Source organism: Microbulbifer mixtoriginis (SeqCode) (assembly GCF_052467515.1).
Map to the genome: position 1 here is coordinate 4,012,501 of NZ_CP174314.1, position 19,636 is coordinate 4,032,136.

General features: G+C 54.9%; 17 protein-coding genes (1 of these 17 cut by a window edge). 10 read left to right on the forward strand and 7 right to left on the reverse strand.

All coding sequences use genetic code 11. The features are described from left to right. Positions 1-282, reverse strand: the beginning of a protein-coding gene (gene tyrS, locus ACJJIT_RS17290; RefSeq protein ID WP_444899149.1) for a tyrosine--tRNA ligase. 1,023 nt of this gene lie to the left of the window's left edge; only the first 282 of its 1,305 coding nucleotides appear in the window; the start codon lies at positions 280-282; its stop codon lies off the left edge, out of view. A 275-nt stretch (positions 283-557) separates the two neighbouring features. Between tyrS and ACJJIT_RS17295 the strand changes: the two genes are divergently transcribed. Then, complete coding sequence (locus ACJJIT_RS17295; RefSeq protein WP_444899150.1) at positions 558-1,940, forward strand: peptidoglycan DD-metalloendopeptidase family protein; 1,383 nt, start codon at positions 558-560, stop codon at positions 1,938-1,940. 15 nt (positions 1,941-1,955) lie between these two features. Then, positions 1,956-3,065 carry an anhydro-N-acetylmuramic acid kinase gene (locus ACJJIT_RS17300; protein ID WP_444891428.1) on the forward strand — a complete coding sequence of 370 codons (1,110 nt, stop codon included), beginning with the start codon at positions 1,956-1,958 and terminating at the stop codon, positions 3,063-3,065. A gap of 20 nt (positions 3,066-3,085) precedes the next feature. Here ACJJIT_RS17300 and erpA read toward each other — a convergent pair whose 3' ends face one another. The 4 genes from erpA to argC form a co-directional block, all read right to left on the reverse strand. After that, the gene (gene erpA / locus ACJJIT_RS17305) at positions 3,086-3,439 is read right to left on the reverse strand and encodes an iron-sulfur cluster insertion protein ErpA (protein ID WP_020411471.1); all 354 of its coding nucleotides are present in this window, start codon (positions 3,437-3,439) and stop codon (positions 3,086-3,088) included. A 161-nt stretch (positions 3,440-3,600) separates the two neighbouring features. Continuing rightward, positions 3,601-4,044, reverse strand: a complete 444-nt coding sequence (locus ACJJIT_RS17310; RefSeq protein ID WP_252084393.1) for a bactofilin family protein — start codon at positions 4,042-4,044, stop codon at positions 3,601-3,603. A 33-nt stretch (positions 4,045-4,077) separates the two neighbouring features. After that, entirely contained in the window at positions 4,078-4,809 is a 732-nt protein-coding gene (locus ACJJIT_RS17315; protein ID WP_444899151.1) for a DUF6776 family protein, read from the reverse strand. Between the two features lie 63 nt (positions 4,810-4,872). Then, positions 4,873-5,925 (reverse strand): N-acetyl-gamma-glutamyl-phosphate reductase, encoded by a 1,053-nt coding sequence (gene argC / locus ACJJIT_RS17320; RefSeq protein WP_252084391.1) that lies wholly within the window; start codon positions 5,923-5,925, stop codon positions 4,873-4,875. Positions 5,926-6,021: 96 nt separating this feature from the next. Here argC and ACJJIT_RS17325 point away from each other — a divergent pair, with 96 nt between their 5' ends. The 7 genes from ACJJIT_RS17325 to hemB all read left to right on the forward strand — a co-directional run bounded on the left by ACJJIT_RS17325 (position 6,022) and on the right by hemB (position 13,706). Beyond that, the gene (locus ACJJIT_RS17325) at positions 6,022-7,842 is read left to right on the forward strand and encodes a chloride channel protein (RefSeq protein WP_252084390.1); all 1,821 of its coding nucleotides are present in this window, start codon (positions 6,022-6,024) and stop codon (positions 7,840-7,842) included. A 33-nt stretch (positions 7,843-7,875) separates the two neighbouring features. Beyond that, entirely contained in the window at positions 7,876-8,298 is a 423-nt protein-coding gene (gene hemJ, locus ACJJIT_RS17330; protein ID WP_252084389.1) for a protoporphyrinogen oxidase HemJ, read from the forward strand. 82 nt (positions 8,299-8,380) lie between these two features. Next, positions 8,381-9,166: a bifunctional hydroxymethylpyrimidine kinase/phosphomethylpyrimidine kinase gene (gene thiD / locus ACJJIT_RS17335; RefSeq protein WP_252084388.1), complete on the forward strand. Its 786-nt coding sequence runs from the start codon at positions 8,381-8,383 to the stop codon at positions 9,164-9,166. A 172-nt stretch (positions 9,167-9,338) separates the two neighbouring features. Beyond that, complete coding sequence (gene hemL, locus ACJJIT_RS17340; RefSeq protein ID WP_252084387.1) at positions 9,339-10,622, forward strand: glutamate-1-semialdehyde 2,1-aminomutase; 1,284 nt, start codon at positions 9,339-9,341, stop codon at positions 10,620-10,622. Positions 10,623-10,762: 140 nt separating this feature from the next. Beyond that, positions 10,763-11,953 (forward strand): benzoate/H(+) symporter BenE family transporter, encoded by a 1,191-nt coding sequence (locus tag ACJJIT_RS17345; protein ID WP_444899152.1) that lies wholly within the window; start codon positions 10,763-10,765, stop codon positions 11,951-11,953. Positions 11,954-11,960: 7 nt separating this feature from the next. After that, entirely contained in the window at positions 11,961-12,593 is a 633-nt protein-coding gene (locus ACJJIT_RS17350; RefSeq protein ID WP_444899153.1) for a GntR family transcriptional regulator, read from the forward strand. A 102-nt stretch (positions 12,594-12,695) separates the two neighbouring features. Further along, on the forward strand, positions 12,696-13,706 hold the full coding sequence (hemB, locus tag ACJJIT_RS17355; RefSeq protein ID WP_444891433.1) for a porphobilinogen synthase: 1,011 nt from the start codon (positions 12,696-12,698) through the stop codon (positions 13,704-13,706). A gap of 40 nt (positions 13,707-13,746) precedes the next feature. Here hemB and mrcB read toward each other — a convergent pair whose 3' ends face one another. Beyond that, on the reverse strand, positions 13,747-16,311 hold the full coding sequence (gene mrcB, locus ACJJIT_RS17360; protein WP_444899154.1) for a penicillin-binding protein 1B: 2,565 nt from the start codon (positions 16,309-16,311) through the stop codon (positions 13,747-13,749). Positions 16,312-16,683: 372 nt separating this feature from the next. On the opposite strand from mrcB, the gene ACJJIT_RS17365 reads away from it, so the two are divergent. Next, positions 16,684-17,682, forward strand: coding sequence for an adenosine kinase (locus tag ACJJIT_RS17365; RefSeq protein WP_444899155.1), 999 nt, complete (start codon positions 16,684-16,686; stop codon positions 17,680-17,682). A 52-nt stretch (positions 17,683-17,734) separates the two neighbouring features. Here ACJJIT_RS17365 and ACJJIT_RS17370 read toward each other — a convergent pair whose 3' ends face one another. After that, complete coding sequence (locus ACJJIT_RS17370) at positions 17,735-19,489, reverse strand: EAL domain-containing protein (RefSeq protein WP_444899156.1); 1,755 nt, start codon at positions 19,487-19,489, stop codon at positions 17,735-17,737. Positions 19,490-19,636: the final 147 nt, after the last annotated feature.

The window sequence follows — 19,636 nt, forward strand, 5'->3', positions numbered from 1 at the left end:
GGTATTTAGACTGCGCTCTTGGGCTTTAAAAGATGGATCCCCAATTAAACCGGTAGCACCGCCTACCAAAGCAATCGGTTGGTGACCTGCCGCCTGAAACCTCTTCAAAGTCAACAACGGTACTAGACTGCCTATATGAAGGGAGTCCGCGGTGGGATCAAAGCCACAATAAAGGGTTCGGCTCTCAGACAAATGCTGCGTAAGTTCGCCGTCACCAGTCGCCTGATTGATTAATCCGCGACGGTCCAAGTCTTCAAGCAGTGTCATGTCGACCCCAGCCATGCTTTCCCCTCATATTTAGGCTTGAAAATAGCGCCACCGGGCGGCGGCAAAATGCGCTGCAACATTACCGAACTTTTTGGCAAATACAAGCGGGCCTTATAGCCCCACTGAAATGATGAAATAAGTGCTGAGGAACTAATTCATGGAGATATGGGTCAATTACCCAGTGAACCCAGGCGGCTTTTTTGCTATAAAGCCTCTTCAATGCCTGTTTTTTAAACACTCATTATTCCAAGCGCAGATAACAACCACAGCCGGCGCCGCCCGTTAATACCATGCAGAATCATCGCAAACCGACATCCCGTGTCCGTATAGGCGCCTTGCCCAAACATTTTCCCCGCGTACATGCACTCACGGCTAGTGCCGCAGCCTGTGTGCTGGTGTTGGCAGTTTTTATTCCAACGCCGGAAGTGGAAGCCAAGCGTATGCCGCTTCCCGTCAATTTATCTTCAACTGAAGAGACCGTGACTGATCAGCAACCCGTGCATGTTGAGAAAGTTGCTCCCGAGCAAGGTATTGCATTAGCCACAGCAGCTGTGGCTAAAGTACAGTCATTAAGCTTGACCGTACGTAATGGTGACACTCTATCCGATCTGTTTAAGCGCGCCAAAGTGAGCGCCGGGGAGATGTATCAACTACTGGGTAGTGGCAAGGAAGCGAAAAAATTAGCGCGACTTAATCCTGGCGAAGAATTGACCTTTACAGTCAATGCGGATGGAAAATTGCAGGGTTTAGCGCTGCAAAAAGACCAACTCCGTCAGGTCAGATTCACCCGCGATGCGGAAAGCAGGTTCCAACACGATTTAGTCCAGCGTGAACCCGACAGCCATCCAGCTTACCGCCAGGGACAAATTGATAGCTCATTATTTGTTGCCGGTAGTGATGCCGGTTTGAGCGATAGCCTGATCATGGAAATGGCCGATGTCTTCAGCTCGGATATCGATTTCGCACTGGATATTCGCAAAGGCGACAGTTTCAGTGTGATGTTTGAAGAAAAATTCCTCGACGGAGAGAAAATCGGCAATGGTCCTATTCTCGCCGTCAGCTTTACCAATCAGGGAAATACTTACAGCGCAGTTCGCTATGTCGATAGTAGTGGCGATGCCAATTACTTCACACCTGAAGGTAAAAGCATGCGCAAGGCGTTTATTCGCACGCCATTGGATATAGTGCGTATCAGTTCACACTTTAATCCTCGCCGTCTACACCCAGTGTTCAAGTCGCGTCGTCCTCACAACGGTACCGATTATGCTGCTCCGCGCGGCACTCCAGTTTACTCAACGGGCGACGGCCGAGTCATTGCATCCGGCTACAGTAAGCCCAATGGCAACTATGTATTTATTCAGCATGGCGAACGCTACGTTACCCGCTATTTGCACCTAACAAAGCGCAAAGTGAAGAGAGGCCAGCGAGTAAAACAGCGCCAGGTTATTGGTACTGTCGGCTCTACTGGCTATGCTACCGGCCCCCACTTGCACTATGAATTCCTGGTGGATGGCAGACACCGCAACCCGGCCACGATCGTGCGTAAACTGCCCAAGGCCAAGTCTGTGCCTTCAGCGGAACTGACGCGCTTTAAAAACCAAACCCAGCCACTGCTGGCTAAGCTGGAAAATTACCAGGGCCCCGCCCTGGCAAAACTCGAAGACGACAACTAAACAAGCACTATTTTTATGTCCGATCTTTTTATCGGCCTGATGTCCGGTACCAGCGTCGATGCTATCGACGCGGTGCTGGTCGACTTTGGCGGCGAAGAGAAAATCAAGCCGCGCATCCTGGCAGCTCTAAGCCACCCTATCCACCCTTCATTGCGCAGTGCCATCCTCGCTCTATGCTCTCCAGGTCCCTCAGAATTAGACCGTGCGGGGCAGCTAGATCGACAGCTCGGCCAAGTATTTGCCGAGGCTACGAATACCCTATTAGCTCGTGCCGGTATAGAACCGAGGGATGTCACCGCAGTCGGCAGCCACGGACAAACTGTCAGGCACCGGCCACCCGGCACCGTTAGCTCCCCCTTTACCCTACAGTTGGGCGATCCCAATACCATTGCGGCACTGACGGGTATCAGCACTATCGCAGATTTTCGTCGACGCGATATGGCCCTGGGAGGCCAAGGGGCACCATTGATGCCCGCCTTCCACCGCGCCGCATTCAAAACCGAAGGCAACCGTGCCGTTGTTAATATTGGCGGCATGGCCAATATCACCGAGCTGAAAGCCGATGGCAGCATTTGTGGTTACGATACTGGCCCCGGCAATGCCCTGCTGGATTACTGGGTAGGTCTACACAAAAAACAGCCTTTCGATCGGGACGGCGGCTGGGCAGCCAGCGGACGCGTAAGTCCCGAGTTGCTCAATCGTTTAATGTCAGCCCCCTACTTTTCCGCAGAGCCTCCCAAGAGCACTGGGCGTGAAACTTTCAATGCCAACTGGCTAGAACAGGCCCTGGCTGGGCTAGAGCTAGCTCCCGCAGACGTACAGGCAACTCTATCGGAAGTTACCGCTGCAAGTATTGCTGAAGCCGTGCATTCATTCGCTGATGGTGGAGAGTTGCTAATATGCGGTGGCGGGGCCAGGAATAAAGATTTGTTATCCAGGTTGCAGAGGCGATTGCCCACTTGGTCGATTGCCGATACCGGCACCTATGGTATTGATGCCGATTGGCTTGAGGCAGTGGGCTTTGCCTGGCTGGCACGGCAGACATTACTCGGCCTGCCCGGTAATTGCCCCGGTGTGACCGGAGCAAAAAAAGAAGCCGTGCTAGGGGCTATCTATCCCCCTTAAGCGGCTAGCTGACGAGCGGCTCAGATTGAGAAAGATGAGCCGCAGCCACAGGTCGAAGAGGCATTTGGGTTTTGCACCACAAAGCGGGAACCAGCCAGTCCCTCCTCGTAGTCCACATTGGCACCCACTAAATAGGGGTAACTCATCGCATCAACCAGCACCTGGATACCATCCTTTTCGATAATGGCATCGTCTTCGGCAACCAGTTCATCAAAGGTAAAGCCGTACTGGAATCCAGAGCAGCCGCCACCGGTTACAAAGACCCTGAGCTTTAATTCCGGGTTGCCCTCCTCTTCCAACAGGCTCTTGACCTTAGCCACCGCTTTATCGGTGACTACTAGTGGTGCAGGAGAAAAGGATACAGCTTCTGACATAAGTCTCTCTCAACTCATCGGGACGTTCGCAGCTCGTATAAAAACCATACTGAGCACAGCCTCGGGGGCGTCATCTTGCTTAAACCCAGCAAATCAGTCAAGTATTTGGCACAACAGACCCCAGCATCAGTGAGAGCTGGGGCAGTAATTTAAGGTTTAGTTTAAGAGGCTTCTATCACCGTCTCGTCTTCGGAATAACCAATCATAGGGGGCTCACCCGCAGAACTGAGGTCGGCATTGGAAACCAAGGCGCCATTGACCTGGGCACCTTTCATCATCTCAATCAACTTGTAGTGTACATTGCCCTCTACCATCGCCTTGGAGGCCAATTCCAAATGGCGGGCAGCAAATACATCTCCACTCACATTACCATTGATGACCACCTGGGGCACACGGATTTCTCCCTCTATAACGCCACCCTCGACAATCTGCAAGCGGGCATCGCTGTCGCTATGAGCGGAAACATTGCCCTTTACTTTGCCCTCGATTACCAGGTTACCTCGAAAGTGTATATCGCCAGTGACTTCCGTCTGGCGCGCGATCAGAGTGGTATGGTTACTACCGGTGCTGGCCATAGTTACGTGCTTCTCTTTTTTTCTTAACATAATCCCTAAAACCTCATGCCTTTGGCATCAATGCTAGTTTTTCTGTACCAACCAGCCGTAGCGCTGTTCAATATTGAAACCCGTGCGCCCACTGGATTTGAGCGACAGCTCCACACCCTCTGGAATAAATCCTTCCGGTAGGCTCAACTCACCCTCAATGTTCTGAAAATATTTAAAACGCAGCGGTATAGACTCTGTATCCACCTGCTCCGATAAGTCTTTGAGGGCGTAGCGCATTGGCTCACCATCTTGACGACCCACAACTGTAAAAGTGGCAGCCCCCTTGATTACATTGCGGCGCGCTGCCGACTGCTGCACTTGCAGCTTGTACTGATAGCTGCGCGCATCAGCAGTCTGGGAGAGAATAAAACGTCCAATTGAAACCCCTTCCCCTCCTTCTGCTGGCGCCATGACCCCTCGATAAAAAGAGATTTCCTGCTTCAGCTCGGCAATCTGACTCTCTTTCTGCACCAACTCAGTTCGCACCGCTTCACTGGCCTGCTCACCGATTACCAAAGACTGCTCGGCGGTAGCTGCACGCAGGCGCAACGCTTCATTCTCGCTATTAAGCGCCTCGAGTTTCTCCAGCACCCGGGTGTACTCCAGAGTCTTTTCATCGAGGTTTTTACGTAGATGGTATTGGCCCGCAAAATAAGAGCCAGCAGCGGTGACCAAAACCAACAAGGTGACTCCACCTACGGCAATCACGCCGGAGAAGGGGCGATGAGGCACCACTTTCATACGGTACTGCTTGCTGCCTTTCACTTTGAGCTCCATAAAATTCGCTGGGGCCAAACCGGAATTGCCGGTTGTCGTAATTATTTGATTTTAAGGCAGCAGCGCAGGGCTCTCCAAGCCCAACGTCTCAGTTAAGCCAAACATAATGTTCATATTTTGGACCGCCTGAGCCGAGGCGCCCTTGGCAAGATTGTCGATCACCGACATTACCACCAGGGTATCCCGATCCTGAGGCTGCATCACGGAAATCCTGCACATATTTGTTCCGCGCACACTACGGGTTTGAGGGTGACTTCCAGCCGGCAGTACATCCACAAAGGGCTCATCTTTGTAACGCTGCTCAAATAGCATCTGCAATTCACTTGGCGACAGGCTCGCTGAGGAGCTGGTTTTAGCAAAAAGTGTGGCATGGATGCCCCTGACCATAGGAAGTAGGTGCGGCACAAATGTCACCTTTACTGGGTTGGCACCGAGTGGTTGTATATTCCGCAGCCCCTGCTCAATCTCTGGTAAATGGCGATGGCCCGCAGCGGAGTAGGCACGGAAGTTATCGCTATTTTCCGCCAGAATTAGATCGGTCTTGGCCTGACGCCCGGCACCACTAGCACCACTGGCCGCACTGGCAATCAGTTCTGATGGTTCCACTACCCCCGCTTCCACTAGAGGGATCCAGCCCAACTGAATCGCAGTGGGATAGCAACCGGGACAAGCCACCAGTTGCGCAGCTGCAATATCGGCGCGGTTGACTTCGGGTAACCCGTAAACCGCCTCCTTGGCCAAGGCCGGAGCTGCGTGCTGCTGACCGTACCAGGCTTCCCAGGAGGGAATGTCCTTGAGACGAAAATCAGCGGAGAGGTCGACCACCCGCACGCCGCGTTCAATCAGCGCCGGCACCTGCGCTTGTGCAACTCCATGGGGAGTCGCAAAAAATACAAGATCACAGCTAGCCAGCTGCTCAACATTCGGTTCACAAAAAGCCAGGTCATAATGACCACGCAGACTGGGAAATAATTCTGCGACAGGTGTGCCCTTCAGGGATCGTGAGGTGATTGCGGTTACCTTTACCTGAGGATGTGTCGCCAAAATCCGCAGCAGTTCCACTCCCGTGTAGCCGGTGCCTCCGACAATTGCTACCTTAATCACCTTGCAAAACTCTCCCGATAAATTCGTCAATTGAGACGATAATCATAAAATCAGCCAAGCACTCTAACACAAGCCCCGGACCTTGAAGGATGTGCGGTGTCACAGCGCCCCAGGATTTCACTTAAAAGCACCCTGAGCCGTTACTTACCAAAGACAAACGGCCTGGAACAGATCCGCCTGCAACTCTCTGCCCGGGAAGCCCTGGCACCACTGCTTGGCATGGCTTTGATTACCGGAGCACTCGCCGGTGGAGTCACAGTGTTATTCCGTTTTGCTATGGAGTGGCCGACAACTTTTTTTCTTTCAGTCCCCCAAAATTATGAGTCGTTGCCGCCACAGTGGCGGTTTGCCCTACCGATAATCGGCTCTCTACTCATCGGGGTTATTTACCTGGCGCTCAGTCCCAAGCGCTACGACGTCGGTGTAGTGCATGTGCTCGACCGTCTCTATAACCACCAGGGCAATATGCCGATATCCAACGCAATATTGCAATTTTTCGCCGGTGCCATCGCCCTAATTAGCGGGCATTCGGTCGGGCGAGAAGGCCCAGCCGTACATCTGGGTGCCGCCAGCGGTAGCTGGTTAGCCCGTACACTGCGACTACCCAATAATTCTGCGCGCAACCTGCTCGGCTGTGGTGTTGCCGCCGCGATTGCCGCTTCCTTCAACACCCCCCTGGCCGGTGTGGTATTCGCTATGGAAGTGGTAATGCTGGAATATTCCGTGGCCGGTTTTTTACCGGTTATGTTGGCGGCGGTAACTGGGAGCGCAATCACCCAGCTCACTTTTGGGCGCGAACCAGACTTTAATGTGCCGGCAATCCATCTCAACTCCCTGGCCGAATTGCCAATTTTATTTTTGTGTGCACTGGCTATCGGCTTTCTGGCTGCACTTTTCATACTGGCCCACCGCAAACTCACCAAGCAGAATAATCGATCCCCACTATTGCGTTTTTTAGTGGTCGGACTGGTGACAGGCACCATCGGAATCTGGGTCCCAGAAATTCTCGGTGGGGGCTACGACACATTGCAAATGGCCATGCTGGGAGAGTTGGGCGTAAACACTTTGGTGGTTATTGTTGCGGCCAAGCTGGTTGCCACCGCTCTGGGGTCCGGGTTGGGTATTCCCGGAGGCGTCATTGGACCCAGCCTGATCCTCGGTGCCTGTCTCGGTGGCATCGCCGGCGGCCTTGCCAATATGTGGCTGGGTGAGCACACCGCGAGCCCTGGCTTTTACGCCATGGTGGGTATGGCAGCAATGATGGCTGCCATGCTCAACGCACCCCTCGCCGCCCTACTCGCTATTCTCGAATTGACCTACAACCCCAATGTGCTGTTCCCAGGCATGATGATGATCGTGGTGGCCACCTTGATCAGTCGACAATTTTTCGGCACCCAGGGAATTTACCTGGAGACACTGCGTGCATTAGACAAGGCCGGTACCCCAACCTGGCGTCAGCAGATGCTCAGTGGTGTGGGTGTTGCAAGTCAAATGGATCGGCGTTTTATTGTTGCTCAACAGGAAATTACTGTAGAGCAGGCACAGAGTTACATCGCACAACACCCCCAATGGATATTGATCGACCTATCTAATGAAAAACCGCCTGAACTCTTACGCGCCGCTGACTTGGCTACATTCCTCCAGGGCAGTGGAGAGGAGGGAAGTGAAGAGTCTCTTGTTGAGCACGAACAAAAAATCGGGGAAAAAGCAGCAACTATTGATTTGTTAAAAATTCCCGGTGAGCGCAAACAAATGGCGGAATTAAATTGGCGGGCAACTATGTTGGAGGCCCAGCAGGAACTGAAAAAAACCGGTGCTGACGCTCTCTACATCAGCCGCCATCAGAGCGGTTCTCTGGACAATCGCATCGCGGGCATTATTCTGCCGCTACAGATCGATAACTTTTACCGGAAATAATCGTTTCCGTTTTTATTTTTGAGGGGATATTCCATGTTGTGGATCAAGGCTTTTCACATTATTGCCATGGTATGTTGGTTTGCCGCGCTGTTTTATTTACCGCGTCTTTTCGTCTACCACGTAGATGCTACCGACGCCCTTAGCCGCGATCGTTTCTGCATCATGGAACGGCGACTGTATCGGGGGATCGCCATTCCGGCCATGCTCGCCACCGTCGGCCTGGGTATTTGGCTGTACAGCTTGAATCCCAGCTATTACACCTCAGCCGGCTGGATGCACGCGAAACTCACCTTCGTTGTATTGCTCCTGGCCTATCATCATATGTGTGGCGCCTACGTTCGTAAGTTCGCCCAGGGCACCAATACCCGCAGCGGGCGTTACTTCCGTATCTTTAATGAGGTTCCAACAGTGGCTCTATTCGCCATTGTAATTTTGGCCGTCGTGAAGCCATTTTAATTTGGCGCAAAATCATTCTTTATGTGGGGCTTACAGGAACTAAAATTAGGCGCACAGCAATTGGCAGTCATGTAGATCTTTTATGGATACACCGCAGCCCATTATTTTGACCGTCACCCACCACGACCCCAGTGGCAGCGCAGGAATAGGCGCAGATACAGAAACGGCCGTCAGTTTGGGCTGCCATGCAGCCTCCGTCGTCTCCGCCATCAGCGTCTGCAATACCGGGGAACTGCTCGGCGTAGCGCCAGTGGATGACAGCCTTTTAATTGAGCAGGCCCGCACGGTCCTTGAAGATATGCCGATAGCGGCTATCAAGGTTGGTTATCTCGGTTCGGTGGAAAATGTGCGGGCATTGCACAGCGTGCTGCGCGACTACCCGGACGTTCCAGTCATTATCGACCCAGATGCCACCCTGGCCGATAAAGAGAGTGTACTGGCCCCGCCTCTTTGGGAGGCCATGACCTCTCTGTTATTGCCCTATGCCACCATGGTCTGCCCCAACCGCCGTGAGGCGCGCGCCATGGCAGTAGAGGCCGACACCCATGATGCTATGGCCCAGGAATTGTTGGAAAGCGGTTGTCGCTACCTGCTACTCACCGGAGTACCGCATGAGCAACAACTGCAGAATCGCCTCTACGATGAACGCGGCCTGATCCGTGAATTCCACTGGGAGCGGTTGCCGCCTGCAGCCTATGGGGTCTGCGGCACCCTCGCCACCGCCATCGCCTGTCATATCGCCCACGGCCTGACCATCACCGAGACAGTGAGCCGCAGCCAGCAATACGCCTGGAGCGCCATCCGCGACAGCCGTCGTCTGGGGATGGGACGGCCGATCCCCAACCGCTTATTCTGGTGTGAACGCTAGGGCACCTCCCTCCTCATTGCACAATAGGATCCGCACCGACACTAAGGTCGGTGCGACTTACCAGCCAGCCTCCCCTACTGCGCCCTGACTCTTCACGCATTGTCCTTAGAGCTTCACACCCTGATAATGGCCGCTGATTCTTGGCCTTTTTCGCAATTTCTGAATGAATTCTATGAGTAAATCCGAGCAGCTCTTTGCTGAAGCCCAGCAATTTATCCCCGGCGGCGTTAACTCACCGGTGCGCGCTTTCCGCGCTGTGGGCGGCACCCCTCTGTTTATCCGTCGCGCCGAAGGCGCCTACCTCTTCGATGCGGACGATAAGCGTTACATCGACTATGTACAGTCCTGGGGCCCGATGGTGCTGGGTCACGCACACCCGGAAGTGATTGAAGCGGTTGTAGAGCAGGCCCAATCCGGCCTCAGCTTCGGCGCCCCCACCGAACTGGAAACCGAGCTTGCCGAAGAACTCTGCCGCCTGTGGCCCAATATGGACCTGGTGCGCTTCGTCAACTCCGGTACCGAAGCCACCATGAGCGCTATCCGCCTCGCTCGCGGCTTCACCGGGCGCGATAAAATTGTGAAGTTTGAGGGCTGCTACCACGGTCATTCCGACTCACTACTGGTCAAAGCCGGCTCCGGAGCCCTAACCATGGGCGTGCCCTCCTCTCCCGGTGTTCCTGCCGCCCTGGCCGACCACACGATTACCCTGAGCTATAACGATGCTGACGGCGTGCGCGCCTGCTTCGATGAAATTGGCGACCAAATTGCCTGTATTATCGTGGAACCCGTTGCCGGCAATATGAACTGTATTCCTCCAGTCCCCGGTTTCCTCGAGACATTGCGCGAAGTCTGCGACCAGCACGGCGCCCTGCTGATTCTCGACGAAGTAATGACGGGCTTCCGTGTAAGCCTTACCGGAGCCCAGGGCCACTTCGGTATCGAGGCGGACCTGACCACCCTAGGTAAGGTTATCGGCGGAGGCATGCCGGTAGGCGCCTTTGGTGGAAAACGCGAAATTATGGAGCAAATCGCCCCCCTGGGACCGGTTTATCAGGCCGGCACTTTATCCGGCAATCCCGTGGCCATGGTTGCGGGCCTCGAAACTTTACGTTTAGTGGAGGAAGCCGGCTTCTATGAGCCTTTAGTAGCCAGAACAGATCGTCTGGTAGAAGGTATCTTGGCCGCAGGTAAAAAGGCCGGTATTCCCATCACCGCCAATAAAGCCGGCAGTATGTTCGGATTCTTCTTTACTGAAGAACCCCAAGTCACCAATTACCAGCAGGTAATGGCCTGTAATAACGAGCGCTTTAATCAATTCTTCCACGGAATGCTTGAGGAAGGCGTATACCTGGCACCCGCTTCCTATGAGGCCGGGTTTATGTCCGCCGCCCATAGCGACGAGGATATCGAAGAGACTATCGCTGCCGCAGAACGCGTCTTCGCCCGGCTCGACTAGCCCTTCTCTCTCAGGCATCCATCGCAGGGGGGGTGCCTGTACTCTCTCCCAGTATCACAACGGCCCCCAAGCACTGTAGATCAACGCTTTGTCGCAGAAACGTTGTTCTTTTGTTATTAGTGATCAAAAATGTATACAAAATGAAAAAGGTATACATTTTGAGAAGCTTGCTTTCCGATACCAGCCTGTCCACGATCAGCGCTGGCTTTATCGCCGTGCTGGTCGCCGTAACCAGCTCCGCAGCCATTGTGTTTGAAGCAGCCCGTACAGCCGGCGCAGACGAGGCGATGATTACTTCCTGGATCGGTGCTCTGGGATTGGGGATGGGGCTCTCCGGTATCTTCTTCTCCTGGTATTACCGCGCTCCGATTGTTACCGCCTGGTCGACCCCGGGCGCAGCATTACTGGCGACCAGCCTCAGCGGTATCCCAATTGCCGAGGCCATCGGTGCATTTTTTTTTAGCGCTATGCTGACCCTTGTAGTAGGCCTCTCCGGAGCCTTCGAACGAGTAGCCAGGCTAGTACCCGGCCCAATTGCCGGCGCCATGCTGGCGGGCATATTGCTCCAGTTCGGCCTCGCTACTTTCACCTCATTGCAATCCCAGCCTGTACTAGTGGGTGCCATGTTGTTGGCCTATTTCACCGGGCGGCGCTGGATACCCCGTTACGCCATTATTTTGGTACTCGCTTGTGGGGTGGCTGTCTGCTGGAAACTGCAATTGTTCGTACCTGACCAGATTCACTGGCAGGCTGCGAAGCCCATTTGGGTTACACCGGAATTCAAACTCTCAACCCTAATCAGCGTCGGCATCCCGTTGTTTATCGTCACAATGACTTCTCAATATCTCCCAGGGGCTGCAACCCTGGCCGCCAGTGGTTACCAACGAGTGCCAGTTTCTCCACTGATCAGCGGAACAGGATTAACCAACCTGCTTCTCACTCCTTTCGGCGGCTTCACCCTGACCCTGGCGTCGATTACTGGGGCAATTTGTACCGGACCCGAAGCACACCCCAACCCAGACAAACGCTATACGGCTGGGATTGCCGCGGGCTTCTTCTATCTTCTGGTAGGATTATCCGGCGCCACCGTAGTGGCATTATTCAGTAATTTCCCCAAGGCACTCATAGCCGGCCTGGCTGGCCTGGCGCTGCTTGGGACACTAGGCAACTGCTTAGCGAGTGCTACCGCAGATACAGAAAATCGTGAGGCGGCGCTAATCACCTTTCTTGTCAGCGCTTCAGGCATCAGCTTCTTGGGCATAGGCGCTGCTTTTTGGGGCCTGGTCGGCGGACTGGGCTGTTATTGGTTTTTCAAGCAGGATAATAAATAAAGGGCCAATGAACCTTTACGAGAAAATCAAAGCCGATTTACAGCGGGGACATTTTCCCGCAGGCCAAGCATTGAAGCAGGCTGAATTGGCCGAGTTCTACGAGGTCAGTCGTATCCCCATAAGGGACGCCTTGCAGCGGTTGAAAAATGAAGGCTGGCTATCGCCCCACGGCAAGCGGGGTGTCGCTGTACCCGAGTTCGATCCGTTGGAAGTAGAAGATCTGTACCTGATGCGTATGCGTCTGGAACCTCTAATACAGACCCTTGCGCAAAAAAAACTCACCGGGGAAATTCTCGGTCGGGCACGAGACATTCTCGATACCATGGAGGGAAACCCCAACCTCTCAGCCGAGCAGATCGGCAGTCTTAACTGGCAATTTCACGCCACTATCTACCTCGCCGCAGAGCGCCCCACCCTTTTCGCTACTGTGGAGCAGCTGCACAGACAATGTGAGCGCTATATTGGTTACCAATCCCGCAGCCTGGACTACCAAAACACCAGCCAGAAAGAGCATTACGCAATTCTCGAGGCCTTACAACAAAAGAGGGAACAGGAAGCGGCATCCCTGCTAGCCACGCATATCGAAACCGCCGGCAAGCTGTTGGTGTCCTTTCTTCACACCTCACCAAACAGCCTCTAAAGCAAGTTGAGGGAAATCACCGGTGGCGGCAATTTGATATGATGGCCGCCAATTGCGGTCGCGGGATTGCTGCGGCCTTATCGATAGCCGGAGTAATTCCCTATGAGTCAAAATCTCGGCCGCGGAGCCTACCCCAACACCCGCTTGCGCCGCCTGCGCGCGCAGGATTTTTCCCGTCGACTGGTGAGGGAGAATCAGCTCAGCTGCGACGACCTGATCCTGCCCCTGTTTGTCATCGAGGGGCGCAGCGAAACTCAGAGGGTGGCTTCGATGCCCGGCGTCGAGCGCCTCAGTGTGGACCTGTTGGCCAATAAGGCCAAGTCCCTGCAACAGCTCGGTATTCCCGCCGTCGCGCTGTTTCCCGTAGTGGACCCCTCGGTGAAATCCGACTGCGCCAGCGCTGCCCACGATGCCAATGGCCTGGCCCAACGTGCCGTGCGGGAATTGAAGAATGCCGTGCCGGAGTTAGGGGTTATTACCGATGTGGCCCTGGACCCGTTCACCAGCCACGGTCAGGATGGCTTGATGGATCACAGCGGCTATATCGTCAATGATGAGACGGTTGAGGTACTGGTACAGCAGGCCCTCTCCCATGCCGCAGCCGGCGCAGATATGGTGGCGCCGTCAGACATGATGGACGGCCGTATCGGCGCTATTCGTACAGCACTTGAAGGCGCCGGGCACAGCAATACCCTGATCATGTCCTATGCTGCCAAATACGCCTCCGCCTACTACGGCCCCTTCCGCGATGCTGTCGGCTCCGCCAGTAACCTCAAGGGGGGCAGCAAAGCCAGTTACCAAATGGACCCCGCCAATTCCGATGAAGCCTTACACGAGTGCGCCCTAGACCTGCAAGAGGGTGCGGATATGGTGATGGTGAAGCCCGGTATGCCCTATTTGGATATCGTGCGCCGGGTGAAAGAAGAGCTGCGAGTACCCACTTTTGCCTACCAGGTAAGCGGCGAGTACGCCATGCATTGCGCCGCGTTTGAAAATGGCTGGCTGCAGCGCGAGGCGGTAATTCTCGAATCCCTATTGGCGTTTAAGCGCGCGGGCGCGGACGGAATCCTCACCTATTTTGCCGAGGAGGCCGCACAGCTACTGCAGGGCTGAACCCTTGTAAATTTTGCGCGGCCTGCGCCGCGCCACCGGTTCAGGGCCATTGGTCTTCCAGCGCGGGGCCCACCGGCTGGGCCTCCTCAACAGGGACACCTCGGTAGTCCACCTCTGTGGACTGTTCGCGAGGGAGCTCCAAAGGCTCCAGACTGGAATCCCCACCCAATGTCTCCGCATCATCACGGCGCAACTGCTCTCGCATTTGATGGCGGCGCTCACTTTCATATTGGCGCCGCTCTGTATCATTGCCCCAACCCGGTGTCATCTGTTCCCTTGGAGCCGCCTCGGAGCGCTCATTGCCAAACAGGTTGCGGAACCAGCGCCAGCGGTCGCGCCCGCGACACTCAGGCGCAGGCTGCAAGTGGGTTTCGTAGGAGAAGGGAATCTCATAGCCGCCCCGACAGTAATCTGGGTCCATAAACTGCCCGCGCGCATTCACCTCTTTGAACTCAACACCCCGCGGTGCCTCGACAGGACCGTGCTGATGGGGCAACTTGCGCATGATTTCCGTCCAGATCGGCAGAGCTCCGGTAGAACCGGTTAGACGGGTGCGAACGTTGTCATCGCGCCCAAGCCACACCACGGCGGTAACCTCAGGGGAAAACCCTGCAAACCAGCTGTCGCGGTTATTGTTGGTAGTACCCGTCTTACCGGCAAAGGGCACACTACTGGGCAGACGCTTGGCTGATCTGCGCCCGGTACCTTCGCGCATCGCCTGCTCCAGCCCCCAGCGCAATAGGTAAGCGGGCACCGGATCGACACCGCGATTAGTGCGCGGGCGGAAGTGCTGTACCCGCCCTCCCTGTGCATCGGATACAGCCATCAAGGTGCGCGGTTGCACCGTCTCGCCATTATTGGCGATGGTCTGATACATGCCAGCTACCTCAAATGGCGTCATCTCCACTGCGCCTAACAACATTGCAGGCACATGCGGCAGACTGGTATCTACACCCAGGCGTCGAATTGTCTGACGCACATTCTGCAGTCCCAGATCGAGCCCCAGATGGGCAGTAGCCAGATTGTAAGACTTGGCCAAGGCGACATAGAGAGGTACCTGACCGTGGGCGAGCTTATCGAAGTTCTGCGGCATCCATACATCGCCATCGGCTTCCTCAATTCGCACTGGCGCATCGTCGATCAAGGTAGCTAGGCTGTACTCTTCGGGACGCTCCAAGGCAGTTAAGAAGACTGCCGGTTTAATCAGAGAACCCACTTGGCGGCGCGCCTCCAGGGCTCGATTAAAGCCGGGATAATCCGGGTCGCGGTCTCCCACCATGGCCAACACATTACCCGTGTTGTTATCTAGCAATACCGTGGCAGCCTGAAGAGTATTCGCCTTAATTTTGCGATCTTTCTCCAACTTCTGTACGCCTTGACTGATGGACTCTTCCGCGAGTTTCTGTACCGAAGGCGCAAGGGTTGTATAAACCCGCAAACCGGTGGTGCGCAGCTCCTCGTAGGAGTAATAAGGACGCAGCTCTGAGAGCAGGCGCTCGGTAAAGGCCGGGTAGGGATTCTGTGCGGTTACACCGCCTTTCACCACACCCAGTGGTTTGGCGGAGTAGTGCTCAAACTCTGCCTGGGTAATCAGGCCCTGCTCGCGCATCAGTTCCAGAACGGTGTTGCGACGCTTCAATGCGCGCTGGGGATGGCGCCAAGGGTTGTAGTAGGAGGCACCCTTGGCCAGCCCCACTAGCAGGGCGACCTGATGGGGCTCCAGAGTATCCAGCGGCTGTTGGAAATAGAACTCCGAGGCCAGGCCAAAGCCATAAATACCTCTGGCTCCCTGCTGGCCCAACCACACCTCATTGATGTACTCCTGCAGGATATAACCCTTGTCGTAGTGAATCTCCATCAATACCGCCATCAAGGCTTCATTGATCTTGCGCTGCAGGCTCGGCTTATGGTCGAAAAAGATATTCTTAACCAGCTGCTGAGTAATGGTTGAGCCGCCCTGCACCAGGCGCCCTGCCTTGATATTCGCCACCATTGCGCGGGCAATACCTCGCGGAGAGATGCCGAAGTGGTTGAGGAAGTCTTGGTCTTCCACCGCTATCAGGGTATTCGCCACCAACGGCGGGATATCCTTGAAACGCACCGGATTGCGATCGTCTCCGCCCCCCAGCAATGAACCGATATTAGCGGCATCCAGGCGGAACTCGGCGATGCGCTGCCCATCTTCATCGCGCAGGTTGTCAATTTCATCGTTACGCAGGCGGAAAGTAACCATAGCCGCCGGCTCACGGCCATCTGCATGAATAAAGTCCCGGCGCCAGACCCGGTAATTCATCCCCTCGTGTGTCCAGGAGCCAGGTTCCGTCAAAGTCTTTTGTTTGCGGTAGTTGAGGGCGGCAAACTCGCTTTCCAGCTCATCAGGGTGCATTGCCATGCCTTCCCGCAGTACCAGAGGGCGCGCAAAAACCCGCGCCGGCAACTGGTACTGGCGGCTATCGAGACGCTCCCGCAGCTGTACGTCGAGGTATGCCATATAGCCGGCAAGGGCCATTGCCCCCACCAGGGCCAGCAGGAATAAGAACTTTAACCAGCGGTAGCGTCTTTTCGGTTTTGACGCTTTACTGCGCCGGCGTTTCGTCGAGGCCATATAAGAGTTTTCCAGCTGCCATCTCGGTACATCTCTAGACAGTGGGGATCTTCAGGAGCCTCATCACTATCACAGGCAGGACACCAGCAGGTGGCAGCTCCGCTGGTATCTTGCCGTAGGCGCCTGAACCGGCGCCTTGGGGAACATCCGTGAACCGCCAGAATCCGGGCTGAGTATCCCGGTAGTCATACCACAAGCACACAAAGTACCTGTTCGAGGATTGACCGCAATTGCCTCCTATAAGTTCATATTGAGGCATATGACGCCTTTATAAACGCTGACCGCTTCAAGTCAAACCAACCATCTTGCACTTGCCATAATCACAGCCATAATGCGGCGGAAATCTATACAAATCGCCCGAAAAGGATGGATATGCAGCAATATGATCTCTACGGCATCGGCGCCGCCCTCTTGGACACGGAAATTGAGGTATCCGACAAGGATCTTGCGGAGCTCGGTGTTGAAAAGGGGATTATGACCCTAGTCGACGATGCCCGGCAGAAACAGCTGGTAGACGACCTTCGGGACCACATGATCACCGCCAAACGCGCCTGTGGTGGCTCTGGTGCCAATACAGTTATCGCCGCCAGCTATTTTGGCCTGAACACTTTCTATTCCTGCAAAGTTGCCGCCGACGATAACGGAGATTTCTATCGCAGCAACCTCAGCGCCGCTGGCGTTGACTATCCAACCACTTTGCAGCAAGCAGATGGCGGCACTACCGGTAAGTGCCTGGTAATGATTACCCCCGATGCCGAGCGCAGTATGAATACCTACCTGGGTATCAGCGAGCAACTCTCGGTAGCCGAACTGGATAGCGAAGCCCTGAAAGCCTCCAAGTGGGCCTATATCGAAGGTTATCTGGTCTCCTCCGAAACTGGGCGCCGCGCCGCTATCACTCTGCGTAAACAGGCCCAGCAAGCAGGTGTGAAAACCGCGCTGAGCCTTTCAGACCCGGCCATGGTGCAATTCTTTGGCGAGGGCTTGCGAGAAATGATTGGCGGCGGCGTAGATATGCTGTTCTGCAATCGCGATGAGGCCCTGGGCTTCACCGGCACCGACTCACTGGATGCCGCGGCAGAAGCAATGAGCGATTACTGCCGCAGCTTTGCCATCACTCTGGGCGCCGATGGTGCGCTACTGTGGGATGGCAGCAAGCAATACCGAGTTGCCAGTCCGCAGGTGCGCGCAATAGACACCAACGGTGCCGGCGATATGTTCGCAGGCGCATTTCTATATGCACTCAACCGGGAGATGGGCTTTGCTGAGGCCGGCGAACTCGCCTGCCGCGCCGCTGCCCAGGTAGTCAGCCAATACGGTCCACGACTACAAGCAGAACAACACCCAGAGCTATTGGCAGCGGTTATCTGAAGTCAACGGTAGAGATTGAGGGCGGCCTTTACCGGCCGCTCAGCTTTAAACCTTAGGGCTCACCAATATCGGGCAATCCCGAAGCGGCAGCAATACCGAAGCCCTGGGCGTAATCCACCCCCATACGACAGAGTTTATCCATCAGTTCGGGGCTCTCGACATACTCGGCGATAGTGCTGATCCCCATACGCTTTGCCAGATGATCAATGGTACTGACCATCGCGCTGTCGATCTCATCCTCAAGCATATTGCGCACAAAGCTCCCGTCGATTTTGAGGAAGTCCACCGGTAACTGACGCAGGTAAGCCAGCGAAGAAACTCCACGGCCAAAGTCGTCCAGGGCAAAACTACAGCCCGCAGCGCGCAGCTTGTGGATAAAAATCAGAGCCCTTTCAAGGTTGTTGATGGCACTGGTCTCAGTAATCTCAAACTGTACCCTTGAAGGCGTTACCCCCTCCTCACTCATTGATGCGAGTACAAAGTCTGCAAACGTATCATCGCCCAGGCTGATTCCGGAAATATTGATGGCATAGCTGGCCGTAGCAATACCGATCAGTTGCTCCTGGGCCATATAACGGAACACGCGCTGAATAACCCAACGATCTACCTCCTCAATTAGGCCATAACGCTCCGCCGCGGGTAGGAACAAGCCCGGCGAGATCACCCCTCCATCCCGCCCGCGCATGCGTACCAGAATTTCATAGTGATGAATCTGGCGCTCCCCTTTCAGGGAGACCACCGGCTGCCGATAGAGGATCAAGCGATCCTCTCGCAAGGCAGCGTGAATTTCTGCAACCCAGGTGGACTCACGACGCTTTTCCAACGCCTTACGCGAGTCTCCAAACAACTTTATCCGGTTGCGCCCCTGATCCCTGGCTGAGCAGCAGGCATCATTGGCGGTTGCCAACAGTTGGCTGGCACTGGGGGTGAATCGGTCCACACCCACCACCCCAATTGATATCGCTACACGGCTATCATTACCCTGCCAGTGGAAGCTGAATTCTTGAACAGATTCGCGCAGACGCGCAACCACCCGCCCGCCCTCTTCGAGCGTACAATCCCGTAGCAAAATAGCGAACTCATCACTGCCCACACGCGCGAACAAATCGGCCCCAGATAAACCCTTCTGTAGCAATGCAACCAGTTGCACCAACAACTGGTCACCGGCGACAAAACCCAGCGTGTCGTTGATTACTTTGAATTGATAAACATCCAAGTAAAGGAGTACATGATGCTGACGCTTATCGACGCACTGTGACAGGAGCTTTTGCAATTCGCTCTCGAAATACTGCCGATTGGGTAAGCGGGTTAACGCATCGTGGCTGGTCTGCCAGCTCAGGCGAGTAGACACTCGTCGGGCAGCAGAGGTATCCCGCAAGACCAACACATAATTTTTTAATGTGCCGGCATCCCACAAAGCCATCACCTGCACAGAGACTTCCAGCGGTGGACGATTTTCCCCGAGTCTCCAAATAAAGGCGCGAACCTCCCGCACGCTGGGTACTTCGTGAGAAGGGGAATCTGGTATCAACGCAGGCAATAGGGTGCCCTGACTATCGCGAAGCCGCAGGCCCTCGTTCACAGGCTGACCAGGCAGGAGTCCAACCAGGTCACCACTCATCTCACTGACCAACGGATTGGCATATTGCACAATACCGCGGGGATCGGTGACGATCACTCCATCGGCAATCTCCCCCAGCGCCGCCTCAGCAGCCTGTAGGCTGATCTGCTCACAGGGTTTGAATTGAGCCTCCAGCTCCCCCAACAAACCGAGGTATTCGGCGGATTGAGTGTCAAATAAGGCCACAGCCACACTCCCAGTGGAAACCGAAATATCCCTGGAAAAGGGTGACTGGCGTAGCCCTTGTAGGCATGTCACCGCAAGAAATGGCTAAAAATAGCCTTATCATCGCCCAAAATCGCCGATTGTATTCAATTATCCAGCCTCCAGCCG